Here is a 22,258-nt window from a genome sequence, read left to right on the forward strand (position 1 = left end):
TCGGGTTTTTGAGCCAGTGCAAGGTAGGGAGGATAATCATGGCTTCCGAAGTACAGGCCAACAATGGCGTTAACGTAGAGGCGCTTCTCGCCGCAAAGGAAGCGCTTTCCAACGCCCCGGAAGCCGCGCAATTCAAGTGGCGTGCGGCTTGCGAATGGAAGGATGGCACCCACAGCCACTCGACAGTCGAGAGCTTCTACGGTCTCGGCCAGGACCAGCATCGCAAGACCACGTTCGCATTCGACGCCGACCATCCGGAGGTCTTCGCTTCCTTGGATAAGGGCGCTACGCCTGTCGAATACGTGCTGGTCGGGCTGGCGAGTTGCCTGACCGCCGGCATCGCCGCGGTTGCCCAGAACCGCAACATCCAGTTGAAGTCGGTGAAGGCTACAATCGAAGGCGACATGGATCTCGCCGGCATACTCGGCATCGACAGCGACGTCCGCAACGGCTTCAGCGGCATCACGGTGAAGTACAACATCGACGCCGACGCCAAGCCCGAGGACATCGAGGCTCTCGTCGCTCAGTCGCAGAAGCGATCGGCGGTCTATGACATTGTCACCAATCCGACGAACGTCACGGTCGTGGTGAATTGAAAGGCACTTCGAGCGGTAGACTCTGAGAGGGCGCGATTAGTTCCGTCACCACCGTGATCGTCGGTGCAGGGCACGCGGGGCTCGCGATGAGCCGCTGCCTCGCGGAGCGTTCGATCGACCATGTGCTGCTGGAGCGCGGCGAGATTGCCCATACCTGGCGCACCGAGCGGTGGGATTCGCTGCGGTTGCTCACCCCGAACTGGCAGAGCCGGCTACCGGGCTTCCGCTACGAAGGCGACGACCCCGATGGCTACCGGACGATGCCAGAGGTGATCGATTTCCTCGGGAACTATGCCAAGGCGATCTCGGCTCCGGTCAGAACCCACACGACCGTCACCTCGGTTCGCAGCGACGGGGCGGGATATCTCGTGAGCACGGATCGCGGCGAGTGGCGGTGCCGGACCGTGGTGCTGGCGTCGGGCGCGTGCAACGTCGCGCGCCTGCCCGATTTCGCCATCCGCGTGCCGCCGTCGGTCACCATGCTGACGGCGCAGTCCTATCGCAATCCGGGTCAGGTCGCCAACGGTGGCGTGCTGGTGGTGGGCGCGTCGGCGAGCGGCACCCAGATCGCTCAGGAGCTGCAGCGTTCGGGGCGCCAAGTGACCCTGTCGGTGGGCGAGCACATCCGGGCGCCGCGCGTCTATCGCGGCAAGGACCTGGAGTGGTGGATGGACGCCGCCGGCGTGCTCGACGAGCGCTATGACGAGGTAGACGACATCAGGCGGGCACGACGGGTTCCTTCGCTGCAGCTTGCCGGCACACCCGACCGCACCACCCTCGACCTCAATGCGCTGGTCGATCTCGGGGTCCGGCTCGTCGGTCGTCTCGCCGGCATCACCGAAGACGGCAAGGCCCAGTTTGCGGGGTCGTTGCGCAACATGTGCGCGCTTTCCGATCTGAAGATGGCCCGGCTGCTCGACCTCATCGACGAATGGGCGCGCGACAACGGCCTGGACGCGACGGTCGGGCCGCCGGATCGCCCGCCGCCGACCCATGTCGAGGACAACCCGCCGCTCGGCCTCGACCTCGCCAGCGGCGCGATCAGGACGATCATTTGGGCCACCGGCTACCGTCCGGACTACTCGTGGCTGGAGCTGCCGGTCCTCGACCGCAAGGGTTACGTCCGTCACGACGGCGGGGTTGCTGAACATCCGGGCCTGTACCTGATGGGAATGCAGTTTCTGCGCCGCCGCAAATCTGCGCTGATCGACGGCGCTGGCGACGACGCGCGTGATCTCAGCGCCCATCTGGCATCGTACCTTGGGTAGAATTCAATCCAAGACCAGGGGAAAAGGTCGGTTGCCGCGACACCTCGGAATTCGGTGACCCGCAATCATATTCCCAGGTGCAACTTCGGCTTCCAGAAGGGGCGGAACAACTCAATCTTTGGACAGCGGTTCATCACTACTTTCAAGCCTGCTTCCTCCGCCAACTGAGCGGCAGCGTCATCGCGCACGCCAATCTGACCCCACAGAACCTTGGCGTTGATGGCGATGGCCTCCTCAGCAACGTCCAGCAGATCCTCGGAACGGCGAAAAACCTCGACCATATCGACAGGCCGGTCGATGGCCGCCAGCGACGGGTACACCTTAAGCCCCCGAATTTCATCCAGACCGGGACTGGGGTTGACGGGGATCATATCGTAGCCGATCTCGTGCAGCACCCGCAGTACACCATAGGAAAACTTGGTTTTGTCGGGGCTGGCCCCCACCATCGCGATGGTTTTTACCGATTTCAGAATTCCTTGCAGATAAGCCTCCGGATAGGGCTCATCATGGTTCATATGGGTCATTTCTCTTCGTCCAACGGGGTTGCAATATCGGCTTTCAATTCATGAGCGGCCAGGGGGTCAAGGAAGGGGTTGCGGTAGAGTTTGTCGTGGCTTTCAACGCCGACCTCCAGCGTGCAGTCGCTCAAAGGGCGGGCGACGCAGAGGATTATGTAGCCATTGTTGATCTGGCGGTTGTTCAACGCCTGCTGCGCTTGCTGATTGACTTTGCCGCTGATTATTTTGGCCGCACAGGTTATGCAGCCGCCATACTGGCACCCGTAGGGCAAATCCACGCCCTGCTCGCGCAAGCTTTGCAAGAGGGGCTTGCGGTGATCGACGTCAAAGGCCGCACCGCCTTGGTTGGCGAGAGTGATGGTGAAGCTGGTCATACCCAGATGTCACTCGTGCAATCACCGCCGGGATAACGGGTTTCATGGCAGCGGCTTGGTCCATTTGGTTCCTTGCCAAAATCGACAACAAATCGCGGATCGATTTCCATGCCGCCGTTTTCCGTATCGCAATTGACCATCAGCATGCATCCGCCATTGGTGCGGATTTCCGGATAGAACTGATTGTCCCAGGTGGAGAAAAGCGAGGTTGTCACATACAGGCGCTTGCCGTCGAGGCTGAGCTGGATCATCTGAGGTCCGCCAGTCACTTTCACCCCATTGACCACAGGCGCACGGCCGAGAAGTCCGCCCATCCACACTTGTCCAGTAAGCTTGGCATTGTGAGGGTCCGAGATGTCGTACTGACGGATGTCGCCGTGCAACCAGTTACAAAAATAGAGGTATCTATCGTCCATGCTGAGCAGGATGACCGAGATCACGCCCGGAATCGGGATCGGCCATTCGGGATGTGGCTCATTGTCGACATCGATAATTTTTTCCCATTGCCAATCACCCGCCGCATCCTTCCACCAATGGATGATATTTGCTGAAAGGGCCGCGCCAACAAAGCCGTGACTGCTGTCGGGATTGTGGTGGAACCGCACTTCCAGTGGGATCAGGCCATCTTCACCGAGATAGAATGTCTGCTTCGGCTCCTTCTTCTCAAAATCCCAGAAATGGATCTCTCGGCCATATTTTAGATGGCCAACCTCTTCCAGGTCAAAACCCGGCATGAAGGTATTGGGAGCGGCCCACTCCGAACTGACCATTACGTTGTGTCGCGGCTGGTACCAGAAATCATAACCAAACTTGATACCGCCCATGGAGTTTTCCCAACGGCCGACAATCTCGAACTCCTTGCTGAGTTGCAAATAGCCGCCCGGGGCATTGCCCTGAGCGTCCCCAAGCATGGAAACGATGATGTCCGAGCCGAGGCAATGCACCGTGTGCGGTGCCGACAAGTTGGTCCTGGTTTTGATCTCAGCGCCATTTATGACTTTGAACAGTGTCGGATTGCGGGGATCGGTACCGCAATCGACAATGTGCAGATTGGACGAGCGCACACCGGGCACAATCAGATATTTCCGCTCCATGCTCGCATCGCCATGGCACGACGAGCAGGCATTCCAGCCCGAGTGATGAAGCTCATCGCCAATCCCCGGCATTTGCAAACGTGAAATCACTTGGCTGTAGGTCGAACTCTCGGGGTCGACATCAATGGTGCACAAATAGTCCGGCTTCTGAATGCCCGTGCCGGTGTAGATGGCAATCGTATAGAGCAGCTTTTCGCGAGGTGCGGTCATCGCCTCGGCTGGAGAAGCATAGCCCGGTCCACAGCAATGATTGGTCATGGGTGCGTCCCCAATTTGAACAGATCACTGGGCAGCCCCTACGGGGTCAGGCTGGGATGTTAGTGCATGCTTGGCATCGGCGCTACGGCCGGGTTGGCCGCCGGGGGACGGAATGCGAACACCCCCGCTCCTCCCCACGGAAGCCTCAGAGGAACAGGAAAGTCGACGAAAGGCCGACGGGCCGATGAACGGGCGACCGGCCAGAACTCGCGTCGCACCTATCGGAGGCCGAAGAAGCTCAATATCGCTATCACGATGACCACCGCGCCAACGAGCCAAATGATGTTGTTCATGATCTCTCTCCTGTTGCCTGGGGAAGCCCGCGCCTCTGGCGGAGAACGCGGGCCGACCAACCTTTGCCGGCTGATCTTCAGCGGACACGGGTGTCGGCTGTGAGTAGTAGAACAATTAGGTGCGCCTAATGTTCCGCCATTTGGCAAATCGAGAGATGGCTTGGTGAATTTGCCTTTGTATTAGCTGCGCTTCATATTTGAAGTTACGGCGGCGACAGAATGCCGGTCAGGTCCGGAGCCAACATGCGCAAATTGGTTGTCACAGCAGCAATCGCACTTGCTTGCGGTTGCGCGCCCTCGCAGGCAAACGACGAGCGGTCATGCAAGATAGTAGCGGCGGCAGCGCAGCTCTCCGGAAAGACCAACTGTAGCGAAGGTGATATCGCTGCGATCTCTGGCATGAGCGGTAAGGAGCTGCCGGAGGCAGTAGCCAGATATTGCGATTTTTGGGGGCAGATCGTTGTGCTGCCCGACGTGAGCGAGACTGACGCGTCAAGACGCATCGTTCTTTGCAAGTACCATCAGCGAGAGGCAGCCCCTTCTCAGCCCTAGGCGGCGATCACCCGTTCCTCCGACTTGCCGCATATGTTTCAGGCTGGCCCCAAGAAGGCCGGAACCAAAGTGATCGCGGGCAGTTATCCAAACGAAGGGCTAATTTCAGGAAATGGAGAAACTACAATGAAAACAATGATCATGTGCGCGTTGGCGCTTTCCGTCGGCTTGCCGGCCATAGCTTCGGCAGCCGAGGCCGATGTGGTTATCAGAACCCACCATCGACACCACAACAGCGTCAGGATCATCAACGAGGACGGTCAGCGCTTGCATCACCGCCGCCACGGCGAAGTTGCGTTCTACGATCATGGCCGCCGGCATCATCATCGAGACACCGTCGTCGTAAGCCGACATCATCGCCCAGACACTGTCGTCGTGACGGGCTCCATTTCCACTCACCGTCACTATCGCCACCACCCCGTGGTGATCGAAAACGACGGCTACTGATCGCCGACTGCCGGGCAGAGCGAGGACCAAAAGGAAAGCCCGCCCCAGCATCAGCCGGGACGGGCTTTCCCTGTTTGCCAGTCATTGATTTAGAGCACTCGACGGACGCCAACTTCGAGTGATCGAGAACGTTGCTGAATTTGCGGAAAACCCGGCGTGTGTTCGCGGCGATGGGCTCGGCTCAGCGATGGGTGCCCCAGCGATCGGAAACTTTGACGACGGTGGCCGTCGGCTCTAGGTAGTTCGATGCATATGATAGAGCCAATCAAGCGGCGATGCCGGGTGCGGACATGAATCTGATTTCAACGACAGCCTCGCCACCCGTTCTTGTGATTGCGCTGTTTCTCGTCGCCGGCTGTTCCTCGATCGGCCGAACCGTCGATCCGGCGAAATACGACAGCATAAGCTGCACGGAGCTCAACAGCGCGCTGGGAGGCATCGCTCGTGACATCTCGCAAACCGCGGTCACCCGCGGCAAGGTGGCCAACGCAAGCGTCCCGCGCTGGCTGCTGGGCGGCTCACGCGTGAAAACCGCGGTCACCGACCGTGAAACGGCCAGGATCGACCGACTTAAGCAGCAGGAAGAGGCTCTCGCCAGCGCCAGGGCACGCAGATGCACCTCGCCATCGCAGTGAACTTGAGCTTCAGGCGCTCAGTCTGAAGCGTGTGACGTCGATCGCGGCGGCCATCAGCGTCTGTGTGTAGGCGTGCTGCGGATTGCTGAAGATCGCCTCGGTCGGCCCCTCCTCGACGATCTTGCCTTGCTTCATGACGATGATGTAGTCGGCCATGGCGCGCACGACCGAGAGATCGTGGCTGATGAAGAGGTAGGACAGTTCGTGGTCGGCCTGCAGCTTGCGCAGCAGTTCGACGATCTGCTTCTGCACCGAGCGATCGAGGGCCGAGGTCGGCTCGTCCAGCACCACCAGCTTGGGCTTCAGGATCATGGCCCGGGCGATGGCGATGCGCTGCCGTTGTCCGCCGGAGAATTCGTGCGGGTATCGGTTGCGTGCATTGGGATCGAGGCCGACTTCGTTCAGGGCCTCGACCGCGCGCTGATCGCGCTGCTTGCCCGACAGGTTCGGCTCATGCACCAGAAGCCCTTCGGTGATGACTTGGCCGACGGTCATACGCGGCGACAGCGAGCCGAACGGATCCTGGAAGACGAGCTGCATCTGGCGCCGCAGCGGCCGCATCGCCTGCCGGTCGGCAGTGGAAATGTCTCGGTCGCCGAAACGGATGAGCCCGTCGCTCGGCAACAGCCGCAGCAAGGCGCGGCCGAGCGTCGATTTGCCCGAGCCGGATTCACCGACAATACCGATGGTCTGGTTGCGTTGCAGCCTGATCGAAATGTGATCGACAGCGCGCAGCATCAGCGGCTCGCCAGCAAGAAACCCGCCGCCGATCCTGAACGTCACTTCGACATTCCTGCCTTCGAGCACCACCGGGGCATTGGCGGGCGGCGGCGCCTTGCTGCCGGTCGGCTCGGCCGCCAGCAGCATTTTCGTATAGGCATGCTGCGGATTGACGAAGATGGCCTCCGCCTCCCCCTCCTCGACGACCTCGCCCTGGCGCATGACATAGACGCGATCGGCGAAGCGCCGGACGATGCCGAGATCGTGGGTGATGAAGACGATCGCCATGCCGAGCTTGCGTTGCAGCTCGGCCAGAAGCATCAGGATCTGCGCCTGGATGGTCACGTCGAGCGCCGTCGTCGGCTCGTCGGCGATCAGGATGTCCGGGTCGTTGGCAAGCGCCATGGCGATCATGACGCGCTGGCGCTGGCCACCCGACATTTCGTGCGGATAGGATTTCATCCGCCGCTCGGGATCGGGGATATGCACGAGGCGCAACAGCTTGAGCGCCTCTTCGTGCGCCTCGGCGGCATTCAAGCCCCGATGCCGGCGGATCGGTTCGATCAGCTGGTTGCCGATCGAATAGAGCGGATCGAGCGAGGTCATCGGCTCCTGGAAGATCATGCTGATCTTGGCGCCGCGGACCTTGTTTAGTTCGGATTTGCTCAATGTCAGAAGGTTGCGGCCGCGATAGTCGACACTGCCGGTGGCTTCGCCATTCGACGCCAGCAGGCTCATCGCCGCCATCATCGTCTGGCTCTTGCCGGATCCGGATTCGCCAACCACGGCAACGGTTTCGCCTGCATTGACGTGGATGTTGATGCCCTTCACAGCCTCGACCGCGCCGTCGAGCGTGCGGAAGCGGACGCGCAGGTCCTTGACGCTGAGGATCGTTTCGGAAGCAGCCATCTCAGCGGTCCCCATGTTTATCGATCCCTCGGGTCGAGCGCGTCGCGCAGGCCATCGCCGACGAAATTCAGGGCGAACAGCGTCGAGACGAGGAAGAAGGCGGGAAACAGGAGCAGCCAGTTGGCGGTGCCGATGTTCTTGGCGCCGACCGAGATCAGCACGCCCCAGCTGGTCATCGGCTCCTGCACGCCGAGCCCGAGGAACGACAGGAAACTCTCCAGGATGATGACCTGGGGCACCAGCAGCGTCATGTAGATCACCACGGGACCGAGCAGGTTGGGTATGACGTGGCGCAAGAGGATGCCGCGCTGGCCGACGCCCATGGCTTCGGCCGCCTGGACATATTCCTGGCGGCGGATCGACAGCGCCTGACCGCGCACGATGCGGGCCATGTCGAGCCACAGCACGGCGCCGACGGCCAGGAACATCAGCACGAAGTTGCGGCCGAAGAACACCACCAGCATGATGACGAAGAAGATGAAGGGTAAGGAATAGAGCACGTCGACGATGCGCATCATCACCTCGTCGACCTTGCCGCCGGCAAAGCCGGCCGCAGCGCCATAGACCACGCCGATGACCACCGCCACGACGCCGGCGAGCAGACCGATGGCCAATGAGATGCGCCCGGCCATCAGCGTGCGCGACAGCAGATCGCGGCCGGTGTTGTCGGTGCCGAACAGGAAATACTGCTGCTTGACCGAGGCGCTCATCGTCACTTCGAGCCCATCGGGCGACTTGCTCTCGATCTTGGTGTCGTCAAAGGCGTCGGAACGATCGAGATAGCGGATATTGCGGTCGTCGATCGGCTTGGTCGAGTTGACGGTAACGAAGACCTGATTGCCTTCCTGCCGCCACTCCTTGATGTCGACCCGCATGCGCTTGATCGCTTCGGTGAGCGCCGTCTCGATCATCTCGGCCTTCGGATAGGCCGACAGGCTTGGCGGCATGCGCACATAGTCGGCATAGATGGTGGTGTACTGATGCGGCACGAACCAGGGCCCGAACACGCTGATGACCGCAATCGCGGCAAGGTAGTAGAGGCTGAACATGGCGGCCCGATTGGCCTTGAGGCGCGCCCAGGCATCCCCCCAGAGCGAGCGGCCGATGACGGCGGGAGCCGTGGCTGCAATGTCAGTCATAGCGCACCCTCGGGTCGACGACCGCGTACATGACGTCGACGATCAGGTTGAAGACGATGGTGAAGATGGCGATCACCACCACTGTTCCCATCACCAGCGTGTAGTCGCGGTTGAGCGCGGCATCGACGAAATAGCGGCCGACGCCCGGAATGGAGAAAATCGTCTCGACGATGACCGAGCCGGTCAACAGTGCCGCGGCTGCCGGGCCGGTAAAGGAGACGATCGGCAGGATAGCGCCGCGCAACGCGTGCTTGACCACCACCGACCAGTCGGAGAGGCCGAGCGCGCGGGCTGTGCGGATATGATGGGATCGCAAGGATTCGATCATCGAGCCACGCATCAGCCGGGCGACGATGGCGATCTGCGGCAGAGCGAGCGTCAGCACCGGGCCGACCTTGTTGATGAAAGCGCCATCCCCCCAGCCACCGATCGGCAACAGCTTCCAGGTCAGCCCGAACAAAAGCTGGATTACCGGCGCGATGACGAAAGTGGGGATGGTGCTGCCGGCTGTCGCCAGCGCAATCACCGTATAGTCGCCAAGCTTGTTCTGGTTGAGCGCGGCGATGGTGCCGAGCACGGAACCGAGCATCAGCGCCAGGATCAGCGCCGACGCGCCGAGTTGAACCGAAATGGGCAGGCCCTTGGCGAACAGTTCGGTGACGGTGAAATCCGGCATGTTGTAGCTCGGGCCGAAATTGCCGCGCAGCAGATTGCCGAGATAGTGGAAAAATTGCAGCCAGAGCGGATCGTTGAGGCCGAACTGGGCTTCGAGGTTGGCCCTGATCTCCGGGCTCAGTCCCCGCTCCTGGTTGAAAGGGCCGCCTGGCGCGACGCGCATCAGGAAAAACGCCATGGTCACGATGACGAACAGCGTCGGAATGGCGGTCAACAGCCGCCTTAATACGTATCGCAGCATCGGTGCCCCGCTTGATCCAGAGCAACGCGCGTCCAGCTGGACGATTGCGCTCTAGCCTGCAAATCTTCGCACCGACATTGCCGAAAAGCGATTCCGGTTCCCGGGCCGGTGCGATGGCAAACCAGCGCCGCCGCGCATTCAGTGCGCGGCGGCTTGGCCAGGGATCAGTCCTTGCTGACGAAGCGCGACGGATGCACGTCCATCACGTTGTCGACGAAGCCATGCAGCTTCGAGGAAACGATGTCGTGGTAGCTGTAGTAGAGCAGCGGGATCTGGCCGACGTCGTCGATGAGGATGCGTTCGGCCTCGGAGAGGTCCTTCATGCGCTCTTCGGGCTTGCCGCCGGCAGCGGCTGCCTTGTCCATGGCCGCTTCGTATGCGGCGCTGTTGTAGTCCGAATAGTTGTTGCCGCTGGCCTTGCGGGTGATGCCGAGGAAGGTTTCCGGATCCTTGTAGTCGGCGATCCAGGCGGCACGCGCCACGTCATAGTTGCCCTTCTGCTCGAGGAAGGAGTAGTGGGTCTTGGTGTCGGTGTTGAGCAGCGTGATGTCGACGCCGAGCGGCTTCAACTGTTCCTGGATGGCGACCGCGGTGTTCTTGTGGTTTTCCGAGGTGTTGTAGCGGATCTCCATCTTCAATGGATGCTCGGGCGTATAGCCCAGTTTTTCGAGGATCTTCTTGGCCGCGTCCTCGCGGTCGATCTGCGGCATGTCGGCGTACTTGGCCATCGCCGGCGTATAGCCTTCAATGCCGGGAGGCACCATCGAATAACCGGGCAGCATCGAGTTCTGCCAGACCTTTTCGGCGATGAAATCGCGATCGATCGCCATCGAGATGGCGTTGCGCAGCTCGACATTGTCCCAAGGCGCCTTGTCGGTCTTGATCGCATAATAGTAGGTGCCGAGATACGGTCCGACGTGGATCTGATCGCCAAACTTGGTCTTGAGATCGGCGAGCTGTTCAGTCGGGAGATCGTCGTAGCTGTCGAGTTCGCCGGCCTCGAAGCGCTTCATCGCCGATGAGCGGTCTTCGGTCGGAATGTAGTTGACCACGTCGAACTTGACGCTCGCGGCGTCCCAGAATTTCGGATTCTTGACCAGCTTCATGTGGTCGTTGGGAACCCACTCAGCCAGCGTATAGGCGCCGTTGGACACCAGATTGCCCGGCTTGATCCAGTCGGCACCGAGCTTATCGATGGAGGCCTTGCTGACGGGGTAGGTCGCCTGGTGGGTCAGCATCTCGAGGAAGTAAGGCGTCGGCGCCTTCAGCGTCACCTCCAGAGTGTTGGCGTCGATCGCCTTGACGCCCATGTCCTCCGGCTTGCCCTTCTTGGTGTTGACTTCCTCGGCGTTCTTCACGGGATAGAGCATGGAGGCATATTCGGCGCCGGTCGCCGGATCTTCCAGGCGATGGAAGGCGTAGACGAAGTCATCTGCCGTCACCGGGCTGCCATCCGACCACTGGCCGTCCTTGCGCAGCTTGAACGTATAGACGGTGCCGTCGTCCGATACCGTCCAGCTCTCGGCGGCACCTGGAATGAGGTTGGCCTTCTGGTCCTGCATGACCAGGCCCTGGAACAGGTCGCGCAAGACATTGGCTTCATAGACGGTCGAAGTCTTGTGCGGATCGACCGATTCCGATTCGGCGGCGGTACCACGGTTATAGACGCTCTCGGCGAAAGCCGGCGTGTAGAAGGTGCCTGCGGCCAGCGTCATCGTTGTGGCGAACACGGTCGCCTTCAACATGTTTTTCAGCATGAAGTTCTCCCTGTCGGCGCTGCCGTCGGCGCGCCCTTAAGTGTTGACGCCCCGGAGCCGATGTCTGACCCCTTTGAGCGCGCCGCCGGTTCCCTTCCTGCGGCTGGTGCCCCAGACACTAACGCGGAGAATTTTTATTTCAACACACTCTCTGGGTCACCCAAAGTAAGGCGGCACGAAAGCTGTGCCGTGACGGCCGAAACACCAGCCGAAACCAGAAGCTTGACTTGGTTTCCTCACCTCGACGCCATTCTTCACCGGGAATCTGAGGCCGCGCCAGTTTGCCGGAATGTGTTAATGCGCTCTTAAGCAACCAGAGGTTACATTATGGCTGCCTTCTATACGATTCTATCTCAGACGCGTGGCAGTTATGAGTACCTTGACAAGTAAATCAATAACAATCCGCCAGGTAATGCGGAAATTTCAAGAAGAATCCGGTACTTCGGCGGTTGAATTCGCTTTGCTCTCGCCTATCTTCATCCTCCTGATACTCGGAATGGTTGCATACGGTATCTATTTTGGCGCCGCCAACTCGATCCAGCAGATCGCGGCGGATGCGGCCCGCACTGCAATTGCCGGACTGAACCAGACCGAGCGCCAGACGCTCGTCGCCAGCTTCGTCACCAACAATGCCGGCGGATATCCCTTCGTGGATGCCAGCAAATTGACCTACCAGGCCAACGACAGCACGGCCGACGGAAGCCAGTTCGTGGTGTCCATCCAGTACGATGCCCGCAACCTGCCGATCTGGAACCTCTTCCCGGGCATCGCCATGCCAGGAACCACGATCAAGCGCCAGTCAACGATAAGGGTCGGGGGCATCTGAATGCCGCTGCGGGCGTGCAATGCGATCGGCCGGCTTGCCCGATTGATGCTGGCCGACAGACAGGCGAATTTCGCTGTGATGACCGCATTGAGCGCGCCGGTTGCGCTGGCGCTGGCTGCGGTGGCCATCGACGAAGCCTCGATCTATACCGAACGCCGCGAAGCCCAGGCTATGGTGGACCTTGCTGCGATCACCGCCGCCTCGAACATCACCAAAGTCGACACCGCTGTCGTGACCACGCTGACCGACAACGGCATGCCGGGAGTCGTCGTTCAAGGCTCGGGACAGACGATCGCGCCAGCCGTCGGCAAAACCGTCGTGTCGGTCACGCCCGGGCGCTATGCGGCATCAACCGCCAATGTCAGCCAACGCTTCCAGTCCGGCGTAACGCCCTACAATGCCGTCCGTGTCACCCTGAAAAAGATCCCAGCCCGCTATTTCGCGAGTTCGCTGCTCCCCTCACCCGTCATCGGCACCGAGGCCACCGCCAGCATGACGCCGCAGGCGACGTTCTCGGTCGGGTCGAGGTTGCTCAGCGTCAATGGCGGCATTCTCAACGCGCTGCTCAGTGGCCTTCTCGGCGACAACATCTCGCTCAGCGTCATGGACTACAACGGGTTGATCTCGGCCGATGTCAGCGTGCTCTCGTTCATAGACGGCCTTGCCACACAATTGAGCCTGACCGGCGTCACCTATTCGGACGTGCTGGCATCGAAAGCGACCGTCGGCCAGATCGCCACCGCCATGGCCAACGTGCCCGGGCTTGGCAACACGGCCAAGCTGGCGCTGCAGACCATCGCCTCGAAATCGACCAGCATGGGCAAGATCCCGCTCAACAAGCTTGTCGATCTCGGTGCAGTCGGCAGCCTGGCTCTCGGGCAAAGACCAACCGGCCTTGGGCTAGACACCAACGCCATGGGCATGCTGACCGCTGCCGCCGTGCTGGCCAACGGCACCAACCAGGCCCAGGTCAATCTTGGCGCCACCGTACCCGGGCTTCTGTCCACGGCGCTTACCATTGCCATTGGCGAGCCGATGCAATCTTCGCCATGGCTGGCGGTCGATGGCATCGGAACCGTGGTGCGCACCGCCCAGACGCGCATCAAACTGATCGCCAGCGTCGGTGTCGGCACGCCCGGTATCGGCGGCGGTATCAGCCTGCTGGCCGTCAATCTGCCGCTCAATGTGGAAGTCGCTTACGCCGAAGCCAAACTGACCGACATCACCTGTCCGACCGGGCCTTCCAGCATCAATGTTTCCATCGCCGCGCACCCGGGTATCGCCTCGCTGCATCTGGCCAACAGCAACAGTTCAGGCTTCGGCGACTTCAGTCAGCCGCAGACGTTCACCGACGCGGAGATCGCCGATGTGAGCCTCCATCTGCTGCTGATCAACATTCCGCTGATACAGGTGATGGGTTCCGCCGCCACCGCGATCACCAACAACAGCCCGACGACGCTGAACTTCAATGCGACCGACATCGCCAACAAGACGGTCAAGACCGTTTCGACCCGCAACATATCGCAGTCGCTGACCACATCGCTGGTCGGCAACCTGTCGCTTTCGGTCAATGCGCTTGGTCTCGGGATCGATCTGACCGCACTGCTCGCAACGGTCAAGCCGGCAGTCGTGGCCGTGCTGAACGGCGTAACGGCGCCGGTCGACGACCTGCTCTACAACGTGCTTTCGGCGCTCGGTGTCGGCGTCGGCCAGGCCGATGTGCGTGTCACTGGTGCGACCTGCGGGCGCGCGGTTCTCGTTCAATAAGGCATTTGCAGCCCAAGTGGATCACTTGCGTTGCAGCAGCGGCCGAAGCGCGAAATCAGTTCAGCTGACCAAGGAAACAGCCAAGCGCCGGCAGCGATATCTGGTTCTCTTCAAAAACCCCGCTGCCACCATCAATAGCCACGACAGCTCCTGTATCCGGCGGCAACGGCCAATTCGCCGGCTCCTCGGCGAAGTTGAAGACACAGAGAAGTTTCTCACCGCCGTCTTCGCGGATGAAGGCGAGAATTTCGCCCTCCGCATCGAGAAACCGGATCGAACCGCCGACCAGCGACGGATGCCCCCTGCGCAAGGCGAGCATGGTCCGATAGAAGGTCAGCACCGAGGCCGCGTCGGCGTTCTGGACGTCGACCGCGCGGGCGCGATGGCTGGCCGGTATCGGCAGCCACGGTTTACCGGTGGAAAAGCCCGCATTGTCGGCACCGGCCTCCCAGGCCATCGGCGTGCGACAGCCGTCCCTGCCCTTGACGCCCGGCCAGAAGCGGATGCCAACGGGATCGCGCAGATCCTCGAAGGTGAGTTCCGCCTCCTCCAGGCCAAGTTCCTCGCCCTCGTAAAGACAGATCGATCCGCGCAGGCAGGAGAGCAGCATGATCGAGAATCTCGCGACCGTGACTGGATCGCTGCCCGGCCTCGTCCAGCGGCTGACGTGGCGCACCACGTCATGGTTGGAAAACGCCCAGCACACCCAGCCGTCGGACACGGCTGCCTCGAAGGCTTCGACGCAGCCACGCACATGCGCCGCCGAGAATTGCGGGCCAAGCAGATCAAAGGTGTAACACATATGGAGCTTGTCGCCGCCGGTGGTGTAGGCGGCGAGCGTCTGCAGCGAGCGGCCTTCATCGCCGATCTCGCCGACGGCAGCACGGTCCTCATACTCGTCGAGCAGTGCCCTGAAGCGCTTGAGGAACGCCAGGTTTTCCGGCTGCGTCTTGTCGAACAGATGTTCCTGGTAGAGGTAGGTGTTGGTCTCGCTGTTGGTGCCGGCGACGCTTGATGCCAAGGGTGGATTGCTGCGCAGCCAGCGGTCATGGACATAGTAGTTGACCGTGTCGAGCCGAAAGCCGTCGACGCCACGCTCCAGCCAGAACCGCACCGTTTCCAGAAGCGCGTCCTGGACCTCCGGATTGTGGAAATTCAAATCCGGCTGAGAAGCGAGAAAATTGTGCATGTAGTACTGCCGGCGGGTCGAATCCCACTCCCAGGCCGGGCCACCGAAGACGGAGAGCCAGTTGTTGGGCGCGCCGCCATCGGGCTTGGTATCGGCCCAGACATACCAGTCGGCCTTGGGGTTGTCGCGGCTGGCGCGGCTTTCGACGAACCATTCGTGCTTGTCGGACGAATGCGACAGCACCTGGTCGATGATGACTTTCAGGCCGAGCCGATGCGCCTCGGCGACCAGCGCATCGAAATCCTCCATGCCACCGAACATCGGGTCGACGGCGCAATAGTCCGACACGTCGTAGCCCATGTCAGCCATCGGTGACTTGAAGAAGGGCGACAGCCAGATGGCGTCGACACCAAGGGAGGCGACATGCTCCAGGCGGTTGGCGATGCCGCGCAGATCGCCGCTGCCGTCGCCGGTCGTATCGTGGAAGGAGCGCGGATAGATCTGATAGATGACGCAGCCACGCCACCATCCGATCCGGTCACCTGCCGCCATTGCGCTTCTCCCCTGTGCCGGCCTGTGCAGCTGCGCATTCGATCATGAAGATCACCGACCGCCCCGATACCGGCCGCTCGATGTCGGCCGCCTCAGCCGTTTCAATGGCCGGCTTCCAGAAAAATCCCTCGCGAGGCGGCAGGGTGAAAATGCAGGCCCGGCGGTCGCCGTTGATGAGCACCGCAAGACGGCGTTCGTCATCGCTGTCGCCGCCCAGGATCATGACCAGGCGGTGGCGCTGCGGGTCCTGCCAGCTTTGTTGGTCGAGCGGCGCGCCTGTTTCGGTCAGCCATGCGACGTCCGGTATGTCGGAATCTGTTGGTGGCCGGCCCGTGAGAAAGCGCGTGTCGGAGAATGCCGGCACCACTCGGCGCAGCGTCGAAAGCAGGACCGTGTAATGCTCCAGCGCCTGGTCGCGCCCGGCCCAGTCGAGCCAGGTGATCGCGTTGTCCTGCGCATAGGCATTGTTGTTGCCCTGCTGGCTGCGGCCGAATTCGTCGCCGGCCGTCAGCATGATGGTGCCCCGCGAGGCAAACAAAGTGGCGAGCAGCGCGTGCTGATCGTTGAGGCGCGCCATGGCTACGGCCGGCTTGTCCGCATCACCTTCCACGCCGTTGTTCCAGGACAGGTTTTCATTGTGGCCGTCACGGTTCTGCTCGCCATTGGCCTGGTTGTGCTTGCGCTCGTAGCGCACGATGTCGGCCAGGGTCATGCCGTCATGGGCGGCGATGAAATTGACCGTGCGGCTAGCGCTTTGTCCGTTTGCGGCAAACACATCAGACGAACCGGCAAGCCGGGTCGCCAGTGCGCCGACCATGCCGGCGTCGCCGCGCCAGAAGCGCCTGATATCATCGCGATACTTGTCGTTCCATTCGAGGAAAGGCGGCGGAAAATTCCCGAGCTGATAGCCATCCGGACCGATGTCCCAAGGCTCGGCGATCAGCACGCGATCGGCCAGCAGCGCGTCCTCACCCATCGCCTTCAGCAACGGCGCATCGGCGTCGAATGTCCCTTCGACCCGTCCCAGGATGGGCGCCAGGTCGAAGCGGAAACCATCGACACCGGCATCGCGGACAAAATGGCGAAGCGTATCGAGGACCATCTCCCCAGCGATCGGGTGGTCGCATGCCACCGTGTTGCCCGTCCCGGTGTCGTTGGCCAGCCTGCCGTCCGGCGTGTGCCGGTAATAGGCCTGGTTGTCGAAGCCGCGCAGCGACAGCGTTGGCCCGAGCCGGTCGCTCTCGCCGGTGTGGTTGAAGACAAGATCCAGAATGACGCCGATGCCGGCCTGCCGCAGCGCGGCGACCGCGTTCCGCAATTCCGTGATGCCGCCAGGCGCAAGGCGTGGATCAAGCGCCATGAAGGTGACGGGATTGTAGCCCCAGGCATTTCGCAGCCCGAGCGGCGGCAGGTGCCGTTCATCGATCGACGCCGTCACCGGCATCAGTTCGACAGCACTGACGCCAAGCCTTTGCAGGTGCTCGATAACCACAGGATGAGCGAGAGCAGCGACCGTGCCGCGCAGCTTCTCAGGAATGTCCGGATGCAGCATGGTGAAGGCACGCACCGGCACTTCGTAGATCAGGCCGCCGGGCTGGAACAGCGGCGGCGTAGCCGGCACGGGTTTCGGCAAGGCAGCGGCAATGGCCTTTGGCATCAGCGGCGCGGTATCGAGGCCCTCGCCCCGGCGCCGGGTCAGCCGCCAGTCATAGGCGTAAGGCCTGTCGATCCCGAGGGCGTAGGGATCGATCAGCATTTTTTCGGGGTCGAACCACAGGCCGCGATCAGGCGCATAGTCGCCATCGGCGCGAAACCCGTAGCGGGTGCCAGGGCCAAGACCGGCGACGAAGAGCGCGTGCACGCCGTTGCCTTCCGGCTGCAGCTCAAGCCGTTCGATTTCCCGGTTGCCCTGCTCGTCAAAAATCGAGACCCAGAGCCGGCGGGCCGCCTGCGACCATGCGGCAAAGCGAATGCCGCCCTCCGAAACAAGCCCGCCAAATCGCGGCCGCTGATCGGCCGGCATCGCAGATTTCATTAAGTGATGACACTCGGCTTGGCGCGGCCGGTATGGCTGCGAATCCCTGCAATATCATCGGCCGCCGATATCAGATCGGCAAGGGCGGCCTGGGTATCGAGATCGTGTCGCGACGTGTCCGGCTCGTAGCGCTCGATATAGACGCGCAAAGTCGCGCCCGACGTGCCGGTGCCGGAAAGCCTGAAGACGACGCGCGAACCGCCCTCGAACAGCACCCTTATGCCCTGGTGTTCGCTGGTCGAACCATCGACCGGATCGTGATAGGCAAAGTCGTCGGCGCTGGCGATCGTCATGCCGCGCACCTTGGTCCCCGGCAATGAACCGAGCTTGGAGCGGAGTTCGTCGACCAGCGCGTTGGCGCGGTCACTTTCGACCTCCTCATAGTCGTGGCGCGAATAGTAGTTGCGGCCATAGGTCGCCCAATGCTCGGTGACGATCTGCTTGCAGCTTTCACCGCGCGCGGCGAGGATATTGAGCCACAGTAGCACCGCCCACAGGCCGTCCTTTTCGCGGACATGGTTCGAGCCGGTTCCGGCACTTTCCTCGCCGCAGATCGTCGCCATGTCGGCGTCGAGCAAGTTGCCGAAGAATTTCCAGCCGGTCGGTGTTTCATAGATGCCGATGCCTAGCTTTTCGGCGACGCGATCGGCCGCGCCACTGGTCGGCATCGAACGGGCGATGCCCTTCAGGCCTTCGCTGTAGCCGGGCGCCAGGCGGGCGTTGGCGGCAAGCATGGCGACCGAATCCGACGGCGTGACGAATATGCCCTTGCCGATGATCAGGTTGCGGTCGCCGTCGCCGTCGGAGGCGGCGCCGAAATCCGGCGCGTCCGGCCCCATCATCTCGTCATAGAGATGCTTGGCATGGACGAGGTTGGGGTCCGGATGGTGGCCCCCGAAATCGGGCAGCGGCTTGAAGTTGCGGCAGGTGCCGTTGGGCGCGCCAAGCCGGTTTTCCAGGATCTCCTTGGCGTAGGGGCCGGTCACCGCGTGCATGGCGTCGAAGCGCATGCGAAAGCCGTATTTGAAATTGGCGCGGATGGCGTCGAAATCGAACAGGCTTTCCATCAGCTCGGCATAGTCGGCGACCGGATCGATGATCTCGACCGTCATGCCGCCGGCCTTGACCGTGCCGATCTTGTCGATGTCGATCGCCTCGATATCGGTGGTCTTGAAGCTCGCAATCGTCTTGGTCTTTTCGAAGATCGCGTCGGTCAGCTTTTCTGGCGCCGGACCGCCATTGCCGGCATTGTACTTGATGCCGAAATCCTCGTGCGGGCCGCCCGGATTGTGGCTGGCCGACAGGATGATGCCGCCGAAGGTCTTGTATTTGCGGATGACATGCGAGGCGGCCGGCGTCGACAGGATGCCGCCCTGCCCGACCATCACCTTGCCGAAACCGTTCGCGGCGGCCATGGCGATCGCCTTCTGGATGACCTCGCGGTTGTAGAAGCGGCCATCGCCGCCGATCACCAGGGTCTTGCCCTTGAACCCGTCGAGCGCGTCGAAGATCGACTGGATGAAGTTCTCGGCATAGTGCTCCTGCTGGAACACCGGCACCTTCTTGCGCAGTCCCGACGTGCCGGGTTTCTGATCGGAATAGGGTTTGGTGGGGACGGTCCGTATCATGCTTCAGGCAACCCTTTTCGAAAGCAACAAGCGATAGAGTTCGACATATTTTTCGGCGCTCTTGTCCCACGACACATCGGCTTTCATGCCTTGGCGCTGCAGCGATTCCCAGACCGCCGGAATGGCGTGTGCGTCGACGAGACGGCGTATGGCGTGCAGCAAGGCGCCGGCATTGTTGGGCGCGAACTGGAAGCCGGTCGCAACGCCGGCCGAGACGGCGGCCTCGTTGGCATCGATGACCGTATCGGCCAGGCCGCCGGTGCGGGCAACCACCGGCACGCAGCCATAGCGCAGGCCGTAAAGCTGCGTCAGCCCGCACGGTTCGAAGCGCGAAGGAACCACGATGGCGTCGCAACCGCCTTGCATGATGTGCGACAGCCCTTCGTCATAGCCAACGACGACGCCGATACGGCCGCGATGCCTGGCCGCGGCGGCAAGCAGCGCGCCTTCGAGGCCGGCATCGCCCGACCCCAGGATGGCCAGCCGGGCACCGGTGGCGACAATGCCGTCGACGACCATTGCGAGTATGTCCATACCCTTTTGCCAGGTCAGGCGGCTGACGACGCAGACGATCGGGCTGTCGTCGCGCTCAAGGCCGAAGCGGTCCTCCACGGCAGCCTTGTTGGGCGCGCGCGCCTTCAGCGTCGCGGCCGTATAGGCGGAGACCAGATGCTTGTCGCTTTCCGGGTCCCAGATGCCGGTGTCGATGCCGTTGACGATGCCATAGAGATCGCTGGAGCGCATGTTGATGAGGCCGTCGAGCCCCATGCCGAATTCCGCCGAGCGGATCTCCTGCGCATAGGTCGGGCTGACGGTGGTGATTGCCCAGGCTGCCTGCAGACCGGCCTTGAGGAAACCGACGCCGCCATAATATTCGACGCCGTCGAGCGCCATCGCCACCGCCGGCAAGCCAAGCTCGCCGAAGATGCCGGCGCCGAACTGGCCCTGGAAGGCAAGGTTGTGCACGGTCATCATCGAGGGGACGCCGACCGCCTTGCCGTAGCGCATGTAAGCCAGCGTCATCGCCGACTGCCAGTCATGGGCATGGACGATGTCGGGCTGGTACCCCGAGATGGCCCCGCCGGCGATGTCGCCGCCGACCTGGCTCAGCGCCGCAAAACGCCGCCAATTGTCGGGCCAGTCGACGCCGCTCGCATTGCCATAGGGGCCGCCGGGTCGGTCGAACAGATGTGGCGCGTCGAGCACGAACAGTTCGAGGCCGGCGAGCTGGACGGAATGGACGGAGGCCTTGGCGCCCTGCAGCAAGGGATATTGCAGAACGGCCTTCTTTTTCTTGAAGGCCGCCATCACGCTCGGAAAGCCGGGAATGAGCGTGCGCATGGTCACGCCCTTGGCGGCCAGCGCGATGGGCAGCGCGCCGGTCACATCGGCAAGCCCGCCGGTCTTGATCAGCGGAAAAATCTCGGGCGTGACCGACAGAACCTGCATGCGCCTACAATCCGATCCTGTCTGTCCTAGAGCCTTTTGTCTTGACCCAATTCCGGACGGAAAACCGTTTCACACTTTTCCTGGAATTGCTCTAAAGCGCCAGCTTGTCGATCATGTCCTGGGTGACCAGGCAGATGCCCTTTTCGGAAACACGGAAGCGCTTGGCGTCGAGGACGGGGTCTTCGCCGACCACCAGCCCTTCCGGTATCCTAACACCATGGTCGATGACGACGCGCTTCAACTTTGCGTTCCGGCCGACATGAACGTCGGGCAGCATGACGACTTCTTCCAGCGTCGAATAGGAATTGATGCGCGCGCCGGTGAAGATCAGGCTCTTCTTCAGTGAAGCACCCGAGACGATGCAATCGCCCGAAACAAGCGAGGAGACGGCAGAGCCGCGGCGGCCATCCTCGTCATGCACGAACTTTGCCGGCGGCTTCAATTCGGCGTAGGTCCAGATCGGCCAGTCGCGGTCGTAGAGGTCGAGTTCCGGCGTGACGTCGGTCAAATCGATGTTGGCTTCCCAATAGGCGTCGACCGTTCCGACATCGCGCCAGTAGGCCTCGTTCTCGGCGGTCGAACGGACACAGGACTTGGCGAAGCGGTGAGCGATCGCCTTACCGTGCTGGACGATATAGGGAATGATGTCCTTGCCGAAGTCGCGGCTGGAACCCGGCTCGGCCGCGTCACGGCGCAGCTGCTCCATCAGGAACTTGGTCTTGAAGACATAGATGCCCATTGACGCCAGGGCGAACTCCGGCCTGTCGGGAATGCCGGGCGGATCGGCGGGCTTTTCGACGAAGGCAATGATGTTGTCCTTGGCGTCGACATGCATGACGCCGAAGCCGACGGCTTCCATGCGCGGCACTTCGAGGCAGCCAACGGTGACGTCGGCATTGGCGTCGACGTGCTGGCGAAGCATCATCTCGTAGTCCATCTTGTAGATGTGGTCGCCGGCGAGGATGACCATGTATTCGGGCCCGTAGGCCTCGATGATGTCGATGTTCTGGTAAACCGCGTCGGCGGTGCCCTCATACCACTGCGTTTCCGAAACACGCTGGCTGGCCGGCAGGATGTCGAAACTCTCGTTTCGCTCGGGCCGCAGGAAGTTCCAGCCGCGCTGCAGATGGCGGATCAGCGAATGCGCCTTGTACTGGGTGGCGACGCCCAGGCGGCGAATGCCGGAATTGAGCGCGTTGGAGAGCGCGAAGTCGATGATGCGCGTCTTGCCGCCGAAATAGACGGCCGGCTTGGCGCGTCGGTCGGTCAGTTCCTTGAGGCGGCTGCCACGGCCGCCGGCCAGTACATAGGCCATGGCATCGCGCGCCAGCGGCTGGGTCCGTTTCAAGTCTGCCATTTCTACCCTCCCAAGTTACTCAGTCTCGACATGTTACCC

The 22,258-nt window shown here is 61.8% G+C and carries 17 protein-coding genes and 1 pseudogene; 5 read left to right on the top strand and 13 right to left on the bottom strand.

The features are described from left to right. The first annotated feature begins 38 nt into the window (after nt 1-38). Nucleotides 39-596: an OsmC family protein gene (locus AC07FD_RS02985; RefSeq protein ID WP_095089778.1), complete on the top strand. Its 558-nt coding sequence runs from the start codon at nt 39-41 to the stop codon at nt 594-596. A 53-nt stretch (nt 597-649) separates the two neighbouring features. Then, nucleotides 650-1,864: an NAD(P)-binding domain-containing protein gene (locus AC07FD_RS02990; RefSeq protein WP_478348580.1), complete on the top strand. Its 1,215-nt coding sequence runs from the start codon at nt 650-652 to the stop codon at nt 1,862-1,864. 65 nt (nt 1,865-1,929) lie between these two features. On the opposite strand, the gene AC07FD_RS02995 is transcribed toward AC07FD_RS02990, so the two are convergent. The 4 genes from AC07FD_RS02995 to AC07FD_RS03010 form a co-directional block, all read right to left on the bottom strand. After that, the gene (locus AC07FD_RS02995; protein ID WP_206073782.1) at nt 1,930-2,379 is read right to left on the bottom strand and encodes a CoA-binding protein; all 450 of its coding nucleotides are present in this window, start codon (nt 2,377-2,379) and stop codon (nt 1,930-1,932) included. Between the two features lie 5 nt (nt 2,380-2,384). Further along, complete coding sequence (locus AC07FD_RS03000) at nt 2,385-2,756, bottom strand: 2Fe-2S iron-sulfur cluster-binding protein (RefSeq protein ID WP_478348581.1); 372 nt, start codon at nt 2,754-2,756, stop codon at nt 2,385-2,387. After that, the gene (locus AC07FD_RS03005; protein ID WP_478348582.1) at nt 2,753-4,108 is read right to left on the bottom strand and encodes a selenium-binding family protein; all 1,356 of its coding nucleotides are present in this window, start codon (nt 4,106-4,108) and stop codon (nt 2,753-2,755) included. Before AC07FD_RS03005 ends, AC07FD_RS03000 begins: the two co-directional genes overlap by 4 nt. 950 nt (nt 4,109-5,058) lie before the next feature. After that, complete coding sequence (locus AC07FD_RS03010) at nt 5,059-5,430, bottom strand: hypothetical protein (RefSeq protein ID WP_478348583.1); 372 nt, start codon at nt 5,428-5,430, stop codon at nt 5,059-5,061. A gap of 260 nt (nt 5,431-5,690) precedes the next feature. Here AC07FD_RS03010 and AC07FD_RS03015 point away from each other — a divergent pair, with 260 nt between their 5' ends. Next, nucleotides 5,691-6,035 carry a hypothetical protein gene (locus AC07FD_RS03015; RefSeq protein ID WP_478348584.1) on the top strand — a complete coding sequence of 115 codons (345 nt, stop codon included), beginning with the start codon at nt 5,691-5,693 and terminating at the stop codon, nt 6,033-6,035. A gap of 9 nt (nt 6,036-6,044) precedes the next feature. On the opposite strand, the gene AC07FD_RS03020 is transcribed toward AC07FD_RS03015, so the two are convergent. From AC07FD_RS03020 to AC07FD_RS03035, 4 genes and pseudogenes are all read right to left on the bottom strand, one after another. Further along, nucleotides 6,045-7,664 carry an ABC transporter ATP-binding protein gene (locus AC07FD_RS03020; RefSeq protein ID WP_478348585.1) on the bottom strand — a complete coding sequence of 540 codons (1,620 nt, stop codon included), beginning with the start codon at nt 7,662-7,664 and terminating at the stop codon, nt 6,045-6,047. Between the two features lie 17 nt (nt 7,665-7,681). Further along, nucleotides 7,682-8,803: an ABC transporter permease gene (locus AC07FD_RS03025; RefSeq protein ID WP_478348586.1), complete on the bottom strand. Its 1,122-nt coding sequence runs from the start codon at nt 8,801-8,803 to the stop codon at nt 7,682-7,684. After that, nucleotides 8,796-9,719 carry an ABC transporter permease subunit gene (locus AC07FD_RS03030; RefSeq protein WP_478348587.1) on the bottom strand — a complete coding sequence of 308 codons (924 nt, stop codon included), beginning with the start codon at nt 9,717-9,719 and terminating at the stop codon, nt 8,796-8,798. Before AC07FD_RS03030 ends, AC07FD_RS03025 begins: the two co-directional genes overlap by 8 nt. A gap of 416 nt (nt 9,720-10,135) precedes the next feature. Beyond that, nucleotides 10,136-11,476, bottom strand: a pseudogene (locus AC07FD_RS03035) (peptide ABC transporter substrate-binding protein); the annotation flags it as partial. A gap of 370 nt (nt 11,477-11,846) precedes the next feature. Between AC07FD_RS03035 and AC07FD_RS03040 the strand changes: the two are divergent. Beyond that, nucleotides 11,847-12,302: a TadE/TadG family type IV pilus assembly protein gene (locus AC07FD_RS03040; RefSeq protein WP_478348588.1), complete on the top strand. Its 456-nt coding sequence runs from the start codon at nt 11,847-11,849 to the stop codon at nt 12,300-12,302. Then, on the top strand, nt 12,303-14,069 hold the full coding sequence (locus AC07FD_RS03045; protein ID WP_478348589.1) for a hypothetical protein: 1,767 nt from the start codon (nt 12,303-12,305) through the stop codon (nt 14,067-14,069). A 55-nt stretch (nt 14,070-14,124) separates the two neighbouring features. Here the strand turns inward: AC07FD_RS03045 and bglA are convergent, their stop codons facing one another. The 5 genes from bglA to glgC form a co-directional block, all read right to left on the bottom strand. Further along, nucleotides 14,125-15,750 (bottom strand): beta-galactosidase BglA, encoded by a 1,626-nt coding sequence (gene bglA, locus AC07FD_RS03050; RefSeq protein WP_478348590.1) that lies wholly within the window; start codon nt 15,748-15,750, stop codon nt 14,125-14,127. Then, nucleotides 15,737-17,773 carry a glycogen debranching protein GlgX gene (glgX, locus tag AC07FD_RS03055; protein WP_478348591.1) on the bottom strand — a complete coding sequence of 679 codons (2,037 nt, stop codon included), beginning with the start codon at nt 17,771-17,773 and terminating at the stop codon, nt 15,737-15,739. Before glgX ends, bglA begins: the two co-directional genes overlap by 14 nt. Nucleotides 17,774-17,784: 11 nt before the next feature. After that, nucleotides 17,785-19,413, bottom strand: coding sequence for an alpha-D-glucose phosphate-specific phosphoglucomutase (locus AC07FD_RS03060; protein WP_478348592.1), 1,629 nt, complete (start codon nt 19,411-19,413; stop codon nt 17,785-17,787). Between the two features lie 3 nt (nt 19,414-19,416). After that, on the bottom strand, nt 19,417-20,862 hold the full coding sequence (glgA, locus tag AC07FD_RS03065) for a glycogen synthase GlgA (protein ID WP_478348593.1): 1,446 nt from the start codon (nt 20,860-20,862) through the stop codon (nt 19,417-19,419). A gap of 91 nt (nt 20,863-20,953) precedes the next feature. Then, the gene (gene glgC, locus AC07FD_RS03070) at nt 20,954-22,219 is read right to left on the bottom strand and encodes a glucose-1-phosphate adenylyltransferase (protein WP_478348594.1); all 1,266 of its coding nucleotides are present in this window, start codon (nt 22,217-22,219) and stop codon (nt 20,954-20,956) included. Between the last annotated feature and the right edge of the window lie 39 nt (nt 22,220-22,258).

It is taken from the genome of Mesorhizobium waitakense, assembly GCF_056431085.1.